This is a genomic window from Amycolatopsis sp. NPDC049688 (genome assembly GCF_040674975.1).
Lineage (GTDB): Bacteria > Actinomycetota > Actinomycetes > Mycobacteriales > Pseudonocardiaceae > Amycolatopsis.
The window spans coordinates 300,764-318,159 of record NZ_JBFANY010000006.1; the positions used below are offsets into that span (position 1 = coordinate 300,764).

The window sequence follows — 17,396 nt, forward strand, 5'->3', positions numbered from 1 at the left end:
GCCTGCCCGAAGACCCGCGCAGGGTAGATCAGCCCAGCTCAGCGCGCGCCAAAGATCGCCCAAGGAGGCACAGGACAAAACGGACGATGGGCCCCAGCCTCTTCGAGCAAGAGGCCAATCCGGACCGTCGACTCAGGTCAGATCACTTCCGCAGCGCGCGGACGATCGCCACCAGCCCGACGACCGCGGCAAGGCCGAGCAGCACCGGCGCCACCCGCTTGAGCACGGACTGCCCCGCGTAGTCGAGCAGGTCGATCGCCTCGGTTTCCGGCGGTGCCGGCACGCTGTGCAGCGCCGGACGCTCCGCCGGCTTGGCCTTCGGCTCGGTGTTGATGTCCGCGGTGGTCGGCGCGGACTTGACCGCCGGCTGCGGCTTGGCCACGGGCTCGGACGCGGCCGTCGGCTCGGCCGCCTGCCCGGCGGAATCCGGCACCGGCTTCACGGCCGGTTCGGCCACCGGCTGGGCCGGGGCCTGCGCCGCCGGAGCACCTCCGCCCGCCCCTTGCTCGGCCGCCGGAGCGCTTCCCGCCGCCTGCGCGGCCGGGGCCTTCCCAGCCGGCCCCTGCTCGGCCGCCGCACCCGTCGCGCCTTCCGCCGGGGCCAGTTTGCCCGACAGGCAGCCCGCGAACGTGTCCAAAATCTTCCCGCCCACCTCGCTGATCAACCCGCGGCCGAACTGGGCCGGCTTGCCCGTGATCGCCAGGTCCGTCGACACTGCTCCGTGAGTTCCGCCGTCGGTCTCCGTCAACGTCAACGTCACCGTTGCCGCTGCCGTGCCTGCTCCGCGGGAGTCCTTGCCCGAGGCCTTGATCGTCACCTTGCGGGCCGCTTCGTCCTTCTCCAGGAACTCGCCGTTGCCCTTGTACAGCAGGGAAATCGGTCCCAGCTTGACCTTCACCGTTCCGCTGAACTTGTCGCCGTCCACCTTGGTGAGCGACGCGCCGGGCATGCAGGGGGCAACGCGCTCCGGGTCGACGACCGCCTGCCAGACCTCGCCGATCGGTGCCGGGACGGTGAATTCGTGGTCGAGCCGCACGGGCCGACCTCCTCTCTGCCGAACCTGGGTGTCCGCACCCCACCCTAGCCGTCCCGGGGCCGCGGGCCGGCGGGCGAGCCGCGGCCCCGGAACGAGCGTCAGGCTCCCGCCGCCGCCGCGATCGCGCGGCCCGTCAGCACCTCGGCCAGGTGGCGGCGGTATTCGACGTCGGCGTTGCCGTCCACCGGCGGATTCGTGCCCTCCGCCGCGTGCGAAGCCGCCGCGCGGATCGAGTCCGCCGAGGCCTGGACGCCGACCAGGGCCGCCTCGACGCCCGAGGCGCGGACCGGGGTCGAGCCCATGTTCGTCAGGGCGACCCGGGCTTCCTCGATGACCCCGGCCTCGGTACGGACCGTCACCGCGACCGCGACCATCGACCACGCCTGGGCGACCCGGTTGAACTTCTCGTAGTGCGCCCGCCACCCCGTGTGCTTGGGGATGCGGACCTCGACCAGCAGCTCGTCCGGCGCCAGCGCGGTGGTGAACAGGTCGCGGAAGAACTCCGCCGCCGGCACCGTGCGCCGCCCCGACGGTCCGGCCAGGACCAGCGACGCCTCCAGCGCCAGGACCGGCGCGAGCAGGTCCCCGGCCGGGTCGGCGTGGGCGATCGCGCCGCCGAGTGTGCCGCGGTGGCGGATCTGCGGGTCGGCCACCGTGTCCGTCGCCTCTTTGAGCAACGCCGCGTGCGAGGCGACCAGCGCGTCCCGCTGGACGTCGTAGTGCGTCGTCATCGCGCCGATCACCAGTTCGTCGCCGTCCTCGCGGACGCCGCGCAGCTCCGCGACGCGCCCGAGGTCGATCAGCGTGGTCGGCGCCGCGAGGCGCATCCGCAGCACCGGCAGGAGGCTCTGTCCGCCGGCCAGGACCTTGGCGTCCTCGCCCGCCGCCACCAGCGCCTGCACCGCTTCGTCCACTGTGGACGGGCGGACGTAGTCGAAGGGAGCCGGGATCACTGCGCACCTCCGGTGGCGTCGATGGAACCGAGCCCGCCACCGGCTTCGCCGCGGCCGGGGCCGCCCGCGTCGCTGGTGCCGTGCTGGATGGCGTGCCAGACCCGCATCGGGGTCAGCGGCATCTCGATGTCGTTCACGCCGAAGGGCCGCACAGCATCGATCACCGCGTTGACCACCGCCGGGGTGGACGCGATGGTGCCCGCCTCGCCGACGCCCTTGGCGCCGAGCGGGTTCGTCGTCGACGGCGTTTCGGTGCGGTCGGTGGTGAACGACGGCAGGTCGGCCGCCGACGGCAGCAGGTAGTCGGCGAACGTGCCCGTGGTGAGCGTCCCGCTCTCGTCGTGTTCGGTGCCCTCGAACAACGCCTGCGCGATGCCCTGCGCGAGCCCGCCGTGCACCTGGCCTTCGACGATCAGCGGGTTCACCGCGACGCCGACGTCGTCGACGCAGACGTACGAGCGCAGTTTGATCCGGCCCGTCTCGGTGTCCACCTCGGCGGCGCACAGGTGCGTGCCGTGCGGGAACGAGAAGTTCTCCGGGTCGAACGTCGCATCCGAGTCGAGTGACGGCTCGACCCCGTCGGGCAGGTTGTGCGCCGCGAACACCGCGAGCGCGACGTCGCCGATCGTCGTGGACGTGTCGGTGCCCTTCACCGTGAACTTGCCGCCGGCGAACTCGAGGTCGTCCTCCGCGCATTCGAGCAGGTGCGCCGCGATCGGCTTGGCCTTGGCCACCACCTTCTCCGCCGCCTTGACGACGGCGATGCCGCCGACGACCAGCGAGCGCGAGCCGTAGGTGTCCATGCCCTTGTGCGACGACTGGGTGTCGCCGTGCAGGATCTCGACGTCCTCGAACGCGACGCCGAGCTGGTCGGCGACGATCTGGCTCCACGCCGTCTCGTGGCCCTGGCCGTGCGCGGACGCGCCGGTCATGACCTCGACCTTGCCGGTGGGCAGCATCCGGATCGACGCGTACTCCCAGCCGCCGGCGCCGTAGTCGAGCGAGCCGAGCACCCGCGAGGGCGCGAGCCCGCACATCTCGGTGAACGTCGAGATGCCGATGCCGAGCTGGACCTTGTCCTTCGACGCGCGGCGCTTCTCCTGCTCGGCGCGCAGGCCGTCGTAGTCGAAGAGCTGCTTGGCCTTCTCGGTGGCGGCCTCGTAGTTGCCGGAGTCGTAGGTCAGCCCGCACACCGTGGTGAACGGGAATTCCTCGTGCTTGATCCAGTTCTTCTCGCGCAGCTCCATCGGGTCCATGCCGAGCTCGACGGCGAGCTCGTCCATGATCCGCTCGATCGCGAACGTGGCTTCCGGGCGGCCGGCGCCGCGGTAGGCGTCGGTCAGCGTGGTCGTCGTGTACACGTTGGTGCACGCGAAGTGGTACGCCGGGATCTTGTAGATGGCGTTGAACATGAACGCGCCGAGGATCGGCACGCCCGGCCCGACCAGGCCGTTGTAGGCGCCGAGGTTGGCGAGCAGTTCGACCTTGAGGCCGGTGACCTGGCCGTCGCGGGTCGCCGAAATGGTGATGTCCTGGATCTGGTCGCGGCCGTGGTGCGCGGCGAGCATGGTCTCCGACCGCGTCTCGTTCCACTTGACCGGCTTGCCGAGCTTCTGCGCGACCAGCAGCGACATCATCTCTTCCGGCAGGACACCGATCTTGCCGCCGAAACCGCCGCCGACGTCCGGGGCGATCACGCGCAGCTTGTGCTCGGGGATGCCGAGGGTCAGCGCCGACATCACGCGCAGGATGTGCGGGATCTGGGTGGCCGACCACATGGTGATCTGGGTGCCGGTCGGGTCGACGACGCAGGCGCGTGGCTCCATGAACGCCGGCACGAGCCGCTGCTGGCGGAAGCGGCGCTTGAGGACGACCTCCGACGAGCTGATCGCGTCCTCGACGTTGCCGCCGGTGCCGGCCTCGGCCGAGTCGAACTTCCACACCGCGCTCGTGTTGGTGCCGAGGTCCTCGTGGACCAGCGGGGCGCCGTCGGCGATGGCGGCTTCCATGTCGAGGATGACCGGCAGCTCGTCGTATTCGACGTCGATGGCCTCGAGCGCGTCGTGCGCTTCGGCGGACGAGCGCGCGACGACGACCGCGACGCCCTCACCGGCGAAGTTGACCGTGCCGGCCGCCAGCACCGGGCGGCGCGGAGCCTTCATGTCCGGCGTGATCGGCCACGCGCAGGGCATGCCGACCGCGCCTTCGGGGTCGAGGTCCTGCGCGGTGTAGACGGCGATGACGCCGGGCGCGCTCTTCGCCGCCGACGTGTCGATCGAGACGATCTTGGCGTGCGCGAACGGGCTGCGCAGCACGGCCAGGTGCAGCAGGCCGGGCAGCGTGATGTTGTCGGTCCAGCGGGTGCGGCCGGTGATCAGCCGCTCGTCCTCCTTGCGGCGGCGGGACTTGCCGACCTCCGGTTCGATCGTGGCGGTCATCAGTCACCACCCACGCCGACGTGCTTGTTCTCGGCGATCCGCTCGGCTTCGGGCCCGGCGCCCGGGCTCATGTGCTTCGCGGCGTCGCGGACCGCGCGGACGATGTTCTGGTAGCCGGTGCAGCGGCAGAGGTTGCCTTCCAGGCCCTCGCGGACGGCCTGTTCGTCCGGGTCCGGGTTGTCGGCCAGCAGGTCGATCGACTGCATGATCATCCCCGGCGTGCAGAACCCGCACTGCAGGGCGTGGTTGTCGTGGAACGCCTGCTGCACCGGGTGCAGCTTGCCGTCGCGGGCGAGACCTTCGATGGTGGTGACCTCGCAGCCGTCGGCCTGCACGGCCAGGACGGAGCAGGACTTCACGCTGTGCCCGTCCAGGTGGACGGTGCAGGCGCCGCAGTTGCTGGTGTCGCAGCCGACGACGGTACCGACCTTCCCGAGTTTTTCCCGTAGGTGGTGCACGAGGAGCGTGCGAGGCTCCACTTCGTCCGTGTACTTCGTCCCGTCGACGGTGACGGTGATGCGCATCAGGCCTCCAAAAGCCGGTTCGGGAACGGCCTGCCCGAGGGTGATCGGGCTCACAAACCCCGAGCGTGCTACGCGACCTTCGCGTCGACAAGACCTGATGTCACACGTTCAACTACTTGTTCCGCACCTGCGCGCCGAAGCTGAGCGCAACTCCGTAGGTGCGGAGTTCCGGATGGGTGAACTTTTATCGGCCGGTCGGCGTACTCAGCCGTGAATGCGTCCCGAAAGCTCGGCCAGGCGCTTGCCGCCCCCGCCCCAGCGCAGCGCGATGATCTCCGCGGCGATGGACACGGCCGTCTCCTCCGGCGTGCGCGCACCGAGGTCGAGGCCGATCGGGGAGGACAGCCTTTCCAGTTCCGCCTCGGTGATCCCGGCCTCGCGCAGCCGCGCGAACCGGTCGTCGTGGGTCTTGCGGGAGCCCATCGCGCCGACGTAGCCGACGTCCAGGCGCAGCGCGACCTCCAGCAGCGGCACGTCGAACTTCGGGTCGTGGGTCAGCACCGCGATCGCCGTCCGCTGGTCGACGCGGCCCGCGTCCGCCTCGGCCTGCAGGTAGCGGTGCGGCCAGTCGACGACGACGTCGTGCGCGTCCGGGAACCGGCTGGTGGTGGCGAACACCGGCCGCGCGTCGCAGACGGTGACCTGGTAACCGAGGTAGGCGCCCATACGGGCCATCGCGGCGGCGAAGTCGATCGCGCCGAAGACCAGCAACCGGGGCGGCGGCTCGAAGGAGTTGACGAACACCGCCATCCCCTCGCCGCGGCGCTGCCCGTCGGGGCCGTAGTGCAGGGTGCCGGTGCGGCCGCTGGCCAGCAGGCCGCGCGCGTCGTCGGCCACGGCGTCGTCCATCCGCGACGAGCCCAGCGAGCCGGCGGTGCGGTCCGGCCACACGATCATGTGCTCGCCGACCAGGCCCTCGTGCTCGTGTTCGATGATCGTGACGACCGCGACCGGCTCGCCGCTCCGCACGGACGCGACCACGTCGCCGAGCTCCGGCATCGACTCGCGGTCGACCGGCTCGACGTAGATGTCGATGATCCCGCCGCAGGTCAGGCCGACCGCGAAGGCGTCGTCGTCGGAGACGCCGTAGCGCTGCAGCACCGGCTTGCGCTCGGCGACGACCTCCTGCGCGAGCTCGTAGACCGCGCCTTCGACGCAGCCACCGGACACGCTGCCGGCGACTGTGCCGTCCGGAGCGACGACCATCGCGGCACCCGGCGCGCGCGGCGCCGAGGAGAAGGTGGCGACCACGGTGCCGAGCCCGACGGTTTCCCCGTCGGACCAGCGGCGGAACACGTCGTCCAGTACGTCACGCATCGGAAATCTCCCCGAGCAGTCGTTCCAAGGTGGCCAGGGTGTGCCCGGCCAGGAGCCGGTCGATGTGGGGCAGCGCGGCCACGATGCCCGACTGGACCGGAGCGTATCCCGCACGGCCGGCGTGCGGATTCACCCAGAATACGGCGTGCGCGAGCCGGCGCAGGCGGGCGAGCTGCTCGCCGAGCAGGCCGGTGTCGCCGCGTTCCCAGCCGTCGGAGAACACGGTGACGACCGCGCGGCGCGCCACGCCGCGCCGGCCCCAGCGGTCGAGGAACGCCTGGAGCGTCTCGCCGAGCCGGGTTCCGCCGGCGAAGTCCGGCACCGCCGAGCCGGCCGCGAGCATCGCGCGTTCCGGGTCGCGCTGGCGCAGCTGCCGCGACACGCGGGTCAGCCGCGTGCCGAGGGTGAACACCTCGACGGACTGGGGCGCGGACCGCGTCAGGACGTGGGCGAACCGCAGCAGCGCGTCGGCGTACGGGCTCATCGACCCCGAGACGTCGACGAGCAGCACGACGCGCCGTGGCCGGCTGCCGCGTTTGGCGTGCACGAGTTTCAGGGGTTCGCCACCGCTGGCGAGCATGGCGCGCAGCGTGCGCGAGGGGTCGAGACGGCCGCGCCGCGACGGCGTCCGGCGGGCGGCCGGGCGCCGCGGGGGCGCGGGTTTCAGCGTGGCCAGCAGCTCGCGGAGGTGTTCACGCTCGGCCGTGGTGAGTTCGGCGAGGTCGCGGTGGCGCAGGACTTCGTGGGCGCTCGCGGCGACTTTGAGCTGGTCAGGGCCGTCGCCTGACTCGCCGTCGCCACCTTCGGCGTCGACGAGCGGGGCGATCCGGGCCTGCTTCGGAACAGCGGTCTTCGCGCGCTGCGGGGTCGTCGTCTCGATCGAAAACCACTGGCTGAACGCCTCTTCGTAGCACGGGAGGTCGTCGGGGCTGGAGCAGAGCGTCAGCCGTCCGGCCCAGTAGAGCTGCGTGGGCTCGGCGACGTCGATCTCGGCCACGGCGGTCAGGTACGCCTGCACGCGGTGCGCGTCGCAGGCGACACCGGCTTCGCGCAGTGCGGCGGCGAAGCCGGCGTAGCCCGCAACCGGATCGGAGACCGTGGTCATGTCTCCATTGTGCGCTTGTTCGGTGTCCCGGCGAGGAGTCGAACCTCGGACCTCGGCGTTCGTAGCGCCGCGCTCTGTCCTGCTGAGCTACCGGGACGGGGCGGTCTGCGCACGCGTCCCTCCCCGGACGGGCGCGCAGACCGCGCTCTTCGCCGCGGCCGACCCAAGGTAGCGGCGGGTGGGCGCGAAGAGCTTTTCGGAAGGAAAAGGAAAGTCAGCGAACGGCACGGGAGATCGTGCCGCAGAGGTTCCGGTCTTGCCGTCGGGCCACGATCTCCTCCTCTCGGGTGGCGGTTTCTGCTGTGCTGGGAAAAGGATGCCCGAATGCCCCGCGGGCGGGCAACGCAATTAAAACGCCCGCCCCGGCGGTCCTTTGCGGACCATCGAGGCGGGCGTGATTTCCGGAGGTCAGGCGGCCTTGGTGCCGGGCTGGATGTTCGCGCAGCCGCGCAGGCCCGCCGTCTTGTTCAGCTCCAGGACCGGGGTCAGCGTCTTCCGGGCGTACGCCTGCAGTTCCGCGAGTTTCGCGGGGTCGACCAGGTCGCGCCGGACGTGGTAGCTGACCCAGTTGCGCGAGTCGATCGTCGAGTTGCCGATCCCCTGGTTCGCGAAGATCGTGACGTAGTCGCGGTCGAACCGCGGGTCCTGGTCGAACTGCAGCGTGGTGATCCACGACCCGATGAACGTGATCAGCTCGGGCTTGGCCTGGGTGAAGACGTAGTCGCGCAGCCCCTGCAGGTCGGAGTCGTGCAAAAAGTCGGCGATCGGCTTGTCGCCGAGCCCGGCCAGGTCGAGCACCCGGATGCGGCTGCCCAGCGACGTCCCGCCGAGGTCGATGAGGCCGACCTGCGCGGTGTCGGGCAGCTTCAGGATGTCCGCGAAGCCGTTGACGGTCTGGGCGTCGCGCTCGGCGACGATGCAGAACGCCGTCTTGACGTTGGCGCGGTAGGTGGTGCCCTGGGTGTACAGCCCGCTCACCGAGCTGACCAGGGCCACCACGAGCAGGCAGGCGAGCACGATCCGGCCGCGCAGGCGGGCCGCGGCCAGTGCCTCGACGACCACGATCGCGCCGCCGAACGCGCCGAGCGTCCAGACCGGGGTCGCGAAGCGCAGCTGCCCCATCCAGTCGTACTCGAGCACGATGTAGGCGACGACGGTGAGCCCGAACGGCACGAGCAGCGCGATCAGGCCGGTGCGCAGCCGCGACGGCCGCACCAGCAGCGTCACCAGGCAAGCGACGGCGACCGCGACGATCAGCCAGCCCACGTAGGACACGATTTCGCCCGGCCGCGCGAGGTCGTCGAGGTTCGGCGCCTCCTGTCCCTTCGCGACGGCGGTGTTGGGCACCAGCCGGCCGAATTCGAACCAGCGGAAGACCACGTAGGCGCCGTAGGGCACGGCGAACCCGGCGACCGACCCGACGACCGCGCGGACGCTGCGGCCGAGGAGCTCCCGCTTGAGGAACAGCAGGACGACGATCGGGTACGCGCCGGCGTAGATGATCCCGTCGGGCCGGGTCAGCGCGGCGAGCATGGCGATCAGGCCGGTGCCGACGGCGATCCGGGTGTCGAGCAGCCGGCCGCTCTGCACCGCGCGCAGGATCAGCACGGCGAGAGCGGCGATCGTCAGCGCGTAGAAGGAGTTTTCGAGCCCGGAGAAGCACCAGATCACGAAGGACGGGATCGCGGCGAGCGCGGCCCCGGCGGCGAACGTGATCAGCGCGGGGCGGCGCGAGAGCGTCTTCGCGCCGAAGTAGAACAGGACGAGGATACCGGCGCAGCAGGCGAGGGCGAGCGCCTTCGGGAAGAGGATCTGGTCGTTGACGCCGAAGAGCGTGCCGTGGTCGAAGAGGCCGACGAGCTTGCCGAGGGCGAGCAGGACCATCCAGGTCGGGTTGGAGTACCCCTCGACCGGCGCGGCGCCGGGCTGGAGGACGGGGCCGAAGCCGTCGGCGACGTTGCGCGAGTAGGCGAACGTGATGGCGGCGTCGTCGATCAGCCAGCGGCCGTAGAGCGAGGCGTGCGCGGCGATCAGCGCGGTGCCGCCGAGCACCGCGGCCACGGCGGCGAGCCGGGCGCGCCACCCCCGCCGTCCGGTGGCCGGGCCGGGCCGGTCCGGCTCCGCTTCGGCCACCGGTCTCGTCTCGGTCGTCTCCGCCACGCTCATCCGCAGGTCCTCCCCCGTCTCGGCTTCGTCCGTCGTCCCACCGGGATGTCGTCCCACCGGGATCAGGCGAAGAGGGCGTCGAGTTTCGCCCGGACCCGGTCGAGGTCTTCGCTGTACTTCAGGACTGCGCCGAGTGTCCGCGCCGCCGTCGCCGCGTCCAGTTCGTCACGCTGCAGAGTCAGCAGGGCTCGCGCCCAGTCGAGTGACTCCGCCACTCCCGGTGGCTTCAGCAGATCCATTTCCCGGAGCCGGTGGACGGCTTCCGCGATCTGCCGGGCCAGCACTTCGCCTGTTTGCGGGATCCTACGTCGGAGGATGGCGACCTCCCGCACCAGGTCCGGGTGTTCGAGCCAGTGGTAGAGGCAGCGGCGCTTGAGCGCGTCGTGCACTTCGCGGGTCCGGTTCGAGGTCAGCACGACCAGCGGCGGCTGCTCGGCGCGGACTTCGCCGTACTCGGGGATGGTGACGGCGTGTTCGTCGAGCAGCTGCAGCAGGAAGGCTTCGAACTCGTCGTCGGCGCGGTCGATCTCGTCGATGAGCAGGACGCAGGGGGCGCTGATCAGGGCCTGCAGCAGCGGCCGGGCGAGCAGGAACCGTTCGGTGTAGAGCGAACGTTCGGCGGCCTCGACGTCGAGGTGCCCGTCCCCGGCGGCTTCGAGGGCGCGCAGGTGCAGGAGCTGCCGCGGGAAGTCCCATTCGTAGAGGGCCTGGGAGGCGTCGATGCCTTCGTGGCATTGGAGGCGGACGAGCGGCCGGCCGAGCGCGGTGGCGAGAGCGATGGCGAGCGACGTCTTGCCGGTACCGGGCTCGCCTTCGCAGAAGAGGGGCCGCCCCATCCGCAGGGCGAGGAAGCCGGCGGTCGCGAGCCCGTCATCGGCGAGGTAACCGGTGGCGTCGAGCGCGGCGGCGAGTGCTTCGGGCGAGTCCGTCACGCTGACGATCGTAGGCGGCGAAGGGTGCTCACGCCGGGCCGCCCGGGAGGTCGGCGGGCCGGTCGACGTCCCGGCCGCTGCCGAGGTCACCGCACTCGACGAGGGCGAGGTCCTCCCGGGTGGCCAGCCAGTCCCGCGCGCCGCGATCGCCGCGGGCGGTCTCGGCGATTTCGGGCCACCACCGGCGGCCGAGCAGGACGGGGTGCCCGGGGGTGCCGTGGTAGGCGGCGCGGGCCACGGTGTCTCCGGCGGCGTGCGCGGCGACGCGGGTCAGGACGTCGGACCCGACCCAGGGCAGGTCGACGAGGTGGACGAGAGCGGCGACGGGTTCCGGATCGTCCGCGAGGGCGGCGAGGCCGGCGCGGAGGGAGGCCCCCATGCCGGTGGCCCAGTCCTCGGCGGCCACGGCTTGGGAGGGGTCGGGCAGGAGGGCCCGGACCTGATCGGCGGCGGCGCCGACGACCACCCGGACCGGCCGGCAGCCGGCGGCGGTCAGGGTACGGAGGGCGCGGAGGACGAGGGGTTCACCGTCGAGTTCGGCGAGGGCTTTGGGCCCACCGAAGCGGCGGCCGGCCCCGGCGGCGAGGAGCAGGCCGGCGACTGGTGGGGTGGGGTCAGGCATGGACGGCGGTCCGGCTGCCGGCGGGTGGGGGTGCGGCGGTGGTCGGCTCGGCCATCCCGGCAGCGGAGCCCTTTACCGCCGGCTGTCGGTGGGAGGGGGGTGCCTGGTCAGCCATGGGCGCGGTCCGTGGCTCCGATGGCCAGGTCCGCTTCGATCGCCTGGGCCGTCTCCAGGAGCGGGGGAACCAGGTCGGTCTGGACCGACTCCGCCGTTGTGCGGCTTGCGTGGGTCGACAGGTTCACCGCCGCCACCACGCGGCCCCTGCGGTTGTGGATCGGGGCCGCCACCGAACGGAGGCCCTCCTCCAGTTCCTGGTCCACCATGGCCCAGCCCTGGTCCGCCACCTTGGCCAGCTCGGCCCGGAGGGCTGCCTGTGCCGTGACCGTGTGGTCGGTCAGGCGGTTCAGCTCGGCCACCACGAAGTACGCCTCCAGCTCCGCCTTGCTGAGGCCGGCCAGCAGGACGTGGCCCATCGAGGTCGCGTGGGCCGGGAAGCGGGTGCCCACGTTGATGCTCACCGTCATGATGCGGGACACCGCCACCCGCGCCACGTAGACGATGTCCGTTCCCTCCAGGACCGAGACCGAGCTCGACTCGTGCACGCGCGCCGACAGGTGCTCCAGGTGCGGTTGCGCCACCTCCGGCAGCGTCATGCTCGACAGGTACGCGTACCCCAGCTCCAGCACCCGGGCCGTCAGCGAGAAGTACTTGCCGTCGGTGCGGACGTAACCGAGGTCGGTCAGCGTCAGGAGGAAGCGGCGGGCCGCCGCGCGGGTGAGGCCCGTGGCGCGGGCGACGTCGCTCAGGGTGAGCTCGGCCGCGCCCGCGTGGAACGCCTTGATCACGGCCAGCCCGCGCTCCAGCGACTGGACGTGGTGGGCGCCGCGGTGCGCCGGTTCACTGTCCAGTTCGGCGGCGAACGGCGGCCTCGTCACGTCCATTCCCGGCACCCTATCCGGCGTCGGCGGGCCGGGCACCCGGCTCGCCGAGCTCGGCCAGGGTGCGCTGGGCGATGGCGAACGCCGCGTTCGCTGCCGGGGCGCCCGCGTACACCGCCGTGTGCAGCAGGACCTCGCTGATCTCCGCCGCCGTCAGGCCGTTGCGGACCGCCGCGCGGACGTGCATCGCCAGCTCGTTGTGCGCCTGCAACGCCGTCAGCGCCGCCAGCGTCACGCAGCTGCGCGTGCGGCGGTCCAGGCCGTCGCGGGCCCACACCGAGCCCCACGCGCCCTCGGTGATGTAGTCCTGGAACGGGCGGCTGAAGTCCGTGGTGCCCGCGACCGCGCGGTCGACGTGCTCGTCGCCGAGCACCTCGCGCCGCACCTTCATGCCCTGCTCGTGGCGGTCCGTCACGCTCGCTCCAAGTGGTCCAGGATCAGCCGGGTGAACTCCGCCGGCCGCTCGTAGCTGCCCAGGTGCGCGGCATCCGCCACGACCTCCAGCCGCGCGCCGGGGATGCCCTCGGCGATCGGCCGCGCGTGCTCGGCCGGCGCGGTCGCCGGGTCGTCCGCGCCCGCGATGACCAGGGTGGGGGCGCTGATCTTCGGCAGCAGGTCGAGCAGGTCCATCCGCTCGATCGCGCCGCAGCAGGCCGCGTAGCCCTCGGCCGGGACCGCGGCGATCATCGCCCGCAGGAATTCGGCCCGGTCCGGGTGACGCTCGGCGTACCCCGGCGTCAGCCAGCGGCTCACGCCTGCCCCGGCGACCGCGGCGGTGCCCTCGGCGCGGACCGTGCGGGCCCGCTCCGCCCACATCTCCGGTGGGCCGAGCTTCGCCGACGTGCAGCAGAGGATCAGGCTCGCGATCCGGTCCGGTGCGTGGATCCCCAGCCACATCCCGGTCATGCCGCCGAGGGACAGGCCCACGTGGTGGGCCCGTTCGACGCCGAGTTCGTCGAGCAGCGCCAGAACGTCTGCGCCCAGGTCTTCGAGCTCGTACGGACCCGGCGGGACCGGCGAGGCGCCGTGCCCGCGGGTGTCGTACCGGACCACCCGGAAGCCGCGCTCCACCAGCGGCGCGACCTGCGGTTCCCACATCCGCAGGTCGCTGCCGAGCGACCCGCCGAACACGACCACCGGCCCGTCTCCGGGGCCTTCCACGACCCGGTGCAGCTTCACCGCGCTCACCGGCGTCACACCCGGAAGAAGACGGTCTCGCCGTCTCCCTGCAGCCGGACGTCGAAGCGGTAGCCGTCCCCGGTCTTCGCCGCGATCAGCGTGCCGCGCCGTTCCTCCGGGACCGTCGCCAGCACCGGGTCGGCGGAGTTGTCCTGGTCCTCGAAGTAGATCCGCGTGACGACCCGGTTGAGCAGGCCGCGCGCGAACACCGAGACGTCGATGTGCCGGGCCTGTGTGGCGCCGCCCTCGCCGGGGACGATCCCCGGCAGCAGGGTGAGGATCCCGTAGGTGCCGTCGGCCTCGGTCGGGCAGCGGCCGAAGCCGCGGAACTCGCCGTTCGCCGCGCCGCGCGGGTCGTCCGGGTGGCAGAAGCCGCCGTCCGGGTCGGCCTGCCAGGTCTCGATCATGGCGTCCGGGACCGGGTCGCCGTTGCCGTCGCGGACGGTGCCGCGGATCCAGAACGCGCCGGGCGTGCCCTCGGGCACGACGTGCGGGCCGTCGGGCCAGGGCAGCCCGATCGACAGGTACGGGCCGACGGTCTGCGAAGGGGTGGGCAGCAGCCTGGTCATTCGTCGTCGTCCTCTTCCTCTTCGAACACCGACGCGTCGCGCCCGCGCAACACGATGTCGAACTGGAACCCGAGGGCCCACTCGGCCTGGGTGATCTCGTGGTCGTAGCGCGAGACCATGCGCTGCCGGGCCTTCTCGTCCGGGATCGAGTTGAAGATCGGGTCCTGGGAGAACAGCGGGTCGTCCGGGAAGTACATCTGGGTGACCAGCCGCTGGGTGAACGCCGAACCGAACACCGAGAAGTGGATGTGCGCGGGGCGCCAGGCGTTGTCGTGGTTCTTCCACGGGTACGCGCCGGGCTTGATGGTGGTGAAGGTGTAGCGGCCGTCGCTGTCGGTGAGGGTGCGCCCGACGCCGTCGAAGTTCGGGTCGAGCGGCGACGGCCAGCGGTCGCCGGTGTGGCGGTAGCGGCCGCCGGCGTTGGCCTGCCAGATCTCGACGAGCGAATCGCGCACCGGGCGGCCGTCGCCGTCGAGGAGCCGTCCGGTGACGATGATCCGCTGGCCCTGCGGTTCGCCCGCGTGCTGCCGGGTGAGGTCGTTGTCGTGCTCGCCGAGGCGGCCGGGCCCGAGCAGCGGGCCGGTGACCTCGGTCAGCATCTGCGGGAGCAGGACGAGGTCCTGCTTCGGGTGCCGCAGGGCCGTGGAGCGGTAGCCGCTGGAGTCGAGGGGCGGGTGGGTGCCTTCGGGGTCTTCCCCGTAGCGCGGCAGCCTGAGATCGGTCGGAGTGGCCACGTTTCTCTCCTCTTTACCGGCCTTCGAGGACGACGGCCAGGCCCTGGCCGACGCCGATGCAGATGGCGGCGAGGCCCCAGCCTCCGCCGCGGCGGTGCAGGTCGTGCGCCAGGGTGCCGAGGATCCGGCCGCCGGACGCCCCGAGCGGGTGGCCGATGGCGATCGCGCCGCCGTGGGTGTTGACGATCTCCGGGTCCAGGTCCTTCCAGTCGCGCAGGCAGGCCAGCGACTGCGCGGCGAAGGCCTCGTTGAGTTCGACGGCGGCCAGGTCGTCCCAGCCGATGCCGGCGCGTTCGAGGGCGATCTCCGCCGCCCGCACCGGGCCGATGCCGAAGACGTCCGGGTCGACCCCCGCCGCGCCGCGGCCGGCGATCCGGGCCAGCGGGGCTTTGGCCAGGCGGCTGGCGGCCCTTTCGTCGCCGAGGAGGAGGGCCGAGGCGCCGTCGTTGAGCGGGGAGGCGTTGCCCGCGGTGACGGTGCCGTTCTCCTTGCGGAACACCGGCTTCAGCTTGGCGAGCTTCTCGGGGCTGGAATCCGGGCGGATGCCCTCGTCGCGGGTCAGGTCGACGCCCTCGACCGGGACGACGAGGTCGTCGTAGAAGCCCTCGTCCCACGCCTTGGCGGCGTTCACGTGGCTGCGGGCGGCGAAGGCGTCCTGCTCGTCGCGGCCGATGCCGTAGCGCTCGGCGAGCTGCTCGGTGGACTCGCCGAGGGAGATCGTCCACTGCGACGGCATCGCCGGGTTGACCATGCGCCAGCCGAGTGCGGTGTTGTAGAGGGTCTGGTTGCCCGCGGGGAACGCCTTCTCCGGCTTCGGCATGACCAGCGGCGAGCGGGTCATCGACTCGACACCGCCGGCGACGACGAGGGAGGCGTCGCCGGTCTGGATCGCGCGGCTGGCCTGGATCGCCGCGTCGAGGCCGGAGCCGCAGAGGCGGTTGACCGTGCTGCCCGGGACGGTCGTGGGCCAGCCCGCGAGGAGGGCGGCCATCCGGGCGACGTTGCGGTTGTCCTCGCCCGCGCCGTTCGCGTCGCCGAGGGTGACTTCGTCCACTGTGGACGGATCGAGGCCGGTGCGCTGCTGGAGTGCTTTGAGGACGCCGGCGGCGAGGTCGTCCGGGCGGACGCCGGCCAGCGCGCCGCCGTAGCGGCCGAACGGGGTGCGGATCGCGTCGAGGACGTAGACGTCGGTCATGCGCTCGCCTTCTCCAGGTCTCGCAGGAGGGTCAGCTCCTGCTCCGTGGGGGCCGGGGTGGTCTCGAGGTCGTCGGACACCTTCAGTTTCCACCCCGTGGCCGCGACGGCCTTGTCGAGGTCCACGCCGGGGTGGAGCTGCGTCAACGTCAGTTCCGCCGTCTCCGGGTCGGGGCGCAGCAAGCCCAGGTCCGTCACCACCAGCGTCGGGCCGCGGCCCGGGAGGCCGAGTTTCTCGCGGTCGCCCTTGCCGGTTCCGTGGCCGAACGACGTCACGAAGTCCACCTTCTCCACAAAGGCCCTCGGGTTCTGGCGGAGGACGATGAACACCTCGCCGCACGAAGCCGCGATCTCCGGGGCGCCGCCCGCTCCCGGCAGCCGCACCTTCGGGTCGTGGTAGTCCGAGCCGATCACCGTCGTGTTGATGTTGCCGAACTTGTCGAGCTGGGCCGCGCCGAGGAAGCCCACGTCGATGCGGCCCGGCTGGAGCCAGTAGTTGAACACCTCCGGGACGCTGATCACCGCGTCGGCCGTGTCGGCCAGCTCGCCGTCGCCGATGGACAGCGGCAGCCGGGACGGCTTGGCGCCCAGGCAGCCGGACTCGTAGATCAGCGTCAGGTTCGGGGCGTGCGCGCGGCGGGCGAGGTTCGCCGCCTTGCTCGGCAGGCCGATCCCGACGAAGCACGACATGCCGTCGCCGAGCGCGCGGGCCGCCGCCACGCTCATCATCTCGTCGGCGGTGTACTCCGCAGTCATGCCGTCACCCCGGTCAGCTCGTTCAGCCACTTCGTGAACTCCTCGCGGTCGCGGCCGATCTCGTCCCACGCCTGGTACGCCGCGTTGTCCCGCTCGTAGTACCCCGCCGCGTACGATGGCTTCGCGCCACCCGGGACCTCGGCCACCGCCGTGACCACCCAGGACGGCAGCACGACCGCGCCCGGGCGGGGCTCCAGCTCGTCGACGATCTCCTCGACCGTCACCAGGGACCGTTTCGCTGCCAGCACCGCTTCCTTCTGCACACCCGTGATGCCCCACATCTGGACGTTGCCGGAGCGGTCCGCGCGCTGGGCGTGGACGATCGCGACGTCCGGGTTCAACGCCGGCACCGCCGTCAGCCGCTCGCCGGTGAACGGGCACGTGATCGGTTTGATCGTGTCGGTCTGGGCAGGCAGGTCGGTGCCCGTGTAGCCGCGCAGCACCGCGAACGGCAGGCCGGACGCACCGGCGACATACCGGTTCGCCATGCCCGCGTGGCTGTGTTCCTCGATCTCCAGCGGCACCGGCCAGTCGTGCTGGACGGCGTCGCGGAAGCGGTGCAGCGAGCCGACGCCCGGGTTGCCGCCCCACGAAAAGATCAGCTTGCGGGCGCACCCGGCGCCGATGAGCTGGTCGTACACGATGTCGGGCGTCATGCGCACCAGCGTGAGGTCCCGGCGGCGTTGCCGGATGATCTCCTGCCCGGCCGCGACCGGGATGAGGTGCGTGAACCCTTCGAGCGCGACGGTGTCGCCGTCGTGCACCAGCCGGGCCACGGCCTCCTCCAGCGACAGCAGCTCCGCCATCACACCCTCCGTACCGATCGATTGTTCGCATCACGCACACTCGTTCTGCCAGCGAACATAGCACGGCGGGCGGGGGCCCGACCAGACGTCTTCCACCCAATGGATGACGCACGCACGTCGAAGGGGA

The 17,396-nt window shown here is 71.9% G+C and carries 17 protein-coding genes and 1 tRNA gene; all 18 read right to left on the bottom strand.

Annotation, left to right across the window (positions count from 1 at the left end):
* Window positions 1-142 precede the first annotated feature (142 nt).
* The 18 genes from AB0J55_RS22565 to AB0J55_RS22650 all read right to left on the bottom strand — a co-directional run bounded on the left by AB0J55_RS22565 (window position 143) and on the right by AB0J55_RS22650 (window position 17,269).
* The gene (locus AB0J55_RS22565; protein WP_364251555.1) at window positions 143-1,036 is read right to left on the bottom strand and encodes an SRPBCC domain-containing protein; all 894 of its coding nucleotides are present in this window, start codon (window positions 1,034-1,036) and stop codon (window positions 143-145) included.
* Between the two features lie 98 nt (window positions 1,037-1,134).
* A complete protein-coding gene (locus AB0J55_RS22570) occupies window positions 1,135-1,989 on the bottom strand; it encodes a xanthine dehydrogenase family protein subunit M (RefSeq protein ID WP_364251558.1) in 855 nt (284 codons plus the stop codon).
* Entirely contained in the window at window positions 1,986-4,427 is a 2,442-nt protein-coding gene (locus AB0J55_RS22575) for a molybdopterin cofactor-binding domain-containing protein (protein WP_364251561.1), read from the bottom strand. Before AB0J55_RS22575 ends, AB0J55_RS22570 begins: the two co-directional genes overlap by 4 nt.
* Window positions 4,427-4,951 carry a (2Fe-2S)-binding protein gene (locus AB0J55_RS22580; RefSeq protein ID WP_364251564.1) on the bottom strand — a complete coding sequence of 175 codons (525 nt, stop codon included), beginning with the start codon at window positions 4,949-4,951 and terminating at the stop codon, window positions 4,427-4,429. Before AB0J55_RS22580 ends, AB0J55_RS22575 begins: the two co-directional genes overlap by 1 nt.
* A gap of 204 nt (window positions 4,952-5,155) precedes the next feature.
* Window positions 5,156-6,268, bottom strand: coding sequence for an XdhC/CoxI family protein (locus AB0J55_RS22585; protein WP_364251567.1), 1,113 nt, complete (start codon window positions 6,266-6,268; stop codon window positions 5,156-5,158).
* Window positions 6,261-7,373 carry a VWA domain-containing protein gene (locus AB0J55_RS22590; protein WP_364251570.1) on the bottom strand — a complete coding sequence of 371 codons (1,113 nt, stop codon included), beginning with the start codon at window positions 7,371-7,373 and terminating at the stop codon, window positions 6,261-6,263. Before AB0J55_RS22590 ends, AB0J55_RS22585 begins: the two co-directional genes overlap by 8 nt.
* A gap of 23 nt (window positions 7,374-7,396) precedes the next feature.
* Window positions 7,397-7,470: transfer RNA gene (locus tag AB0J55_RS22595), tRNA-Arg, on the bottom strand.
* A gap of 311 nt (window positions 7,471-7,781) precedes the next feature.
* Window positions 7,782-9,596, bottom strand: a complete 1,815-nt coding sequence (locus AB0J55_RS22600; protein WP_364251573.1) for a hypothetical protein — start codon at window positions 9,594-9,596, stop codon at window positions 7,782-7,784.
* 5 nt (window positions 9,597-9,601) lie between these two features.
* Window positions 9,602-10,471, bottom strand: a complete 870-nt coding sequence (locus tag AB0J55_RS22605) for a MoxR family ATPase (RefSeq protein WP_364251576.1) — start codon at window positions 10,469-10,471, stop codon at window positions 9,602-9,604.
* A gap of 28 nt (window positions 10,472-10,499) precedes the next feature.
* On the bottom strand, window positions 10,500-11,093 hold the full coding sequence (locus AB0J55_RS22610) for a nucleotidyltransferase family protein (RefSeq protein WP_364251578.1): 594 nt from the start codon (window positions 11,091-11,093) through the stop codon (window positions 10,500-10,502).
* Between the two features lie 107 nt (window positions 11,094-11,200).
* Complete coding sequence (locus AB0J55_RS22615; RefSeq protein ID WP_364251581.1) at window positions 11,201-12,034, bottom strand: IclR family transcriptional regulator C-terminal domain-containing protein; 834 nt, start codon at window positions 12,032-12,034, stop codon at window positions 11,201-11,203.
* Window positions 12,035-12,044: 10 nt separating this feature from the next.
* Complete coding sequence (gene pcaC, locus AB0J55_RS22620; protein WP_364251584.1) at window positions 12,045-12,446, bottom strand: 4-carboxymuconolactone decarboxylase; 402 nt, start codon at window positions 12,444-12,446, stop codon at window positions 12,045-12,047.
* Window positions 12,443-13,219, bottom strand: a complete 777-nt coding sequence (gene pcaD, locus AB0J55_RS22625; protein ID WP_364251587.1) for a 3-oxoadipate enol-lactonase — start codon at window positions 13,217-13,219, stop codon at window positions 12,443-12,445. The genes pcaC and pcaD overlap by 4 nt, the downstream gene beginning before the upstream one ends.
* 5 nt (window positions 13,220-13,224) lie before the next feature.
* Window positions 13,225-13,779 (bottom strand): protocatechuate 3,4-dioxygenase subunit alpha, encoded by a 555-nt coding sequence (gene pcaG, locus AB0J55_RS22630; protein WP_364251590.1) that lies wholly within the window; start codon window positions 13,777-13,779, stop codon window positions 13,225-13,227.
* Entirely contained in the window at window positions 13,776-14,513 is a 738-nt protein-coding gene (gene pcaH / locus AB0J55_RS22635; protein WP_364251593.1) for a protocatechuate 3,4-dioxygenase subunit beta, read from the bottom strand. The genes pcaG and pcaH overlap by 4 nt, the downstream gene beginning before the upstream one ends.
* 13 nt (window positions 14,514-14,526) lie before the next feature.
* A complete protein-coding gene (locus AB0J55_RS22640) occupies window positions 14,527-15,708 on the bottom strand; it encodes a thiolase family protein (RefSeq protein ID WP_364251596.1) in 1,182 nt (393 codons plus the stop codon).
* The gene (locus tag AB0J55_RS22645; protein WP_364251599.1) at window positions 15,705-16,463 is read right to left on the bottom strand and encodes a CoA-transferase subunit beta; all 759 of its coding nucleotides are present in this window, start codon (window positions 16,461-16,463) and stop codon (window positions 15,705-15,707) included. The genes AB0J55_RS22640 and AB0J55_RS22645 overlap by 4 nt, the downstream gene beginning before the upstream one ends.
* Window positions 16,460-17,269, bottom strand: a complete 810-nt coding sequence (locus AB0J55_RS22650; protein ID WP_364251602.1) for a CoA transferase subunit A — start codon at window positions 17,267-17,269, stop codon at window positions 16,460-16,462. The genes AB0J55_RS22645 and AB0J55_RS22650 overlap by 4 nt, the downstream gene beginning before the upstream one ends.
* Between the last annotated feature and the right edge of the window lie 127 nt (window positions 17,270-17,396).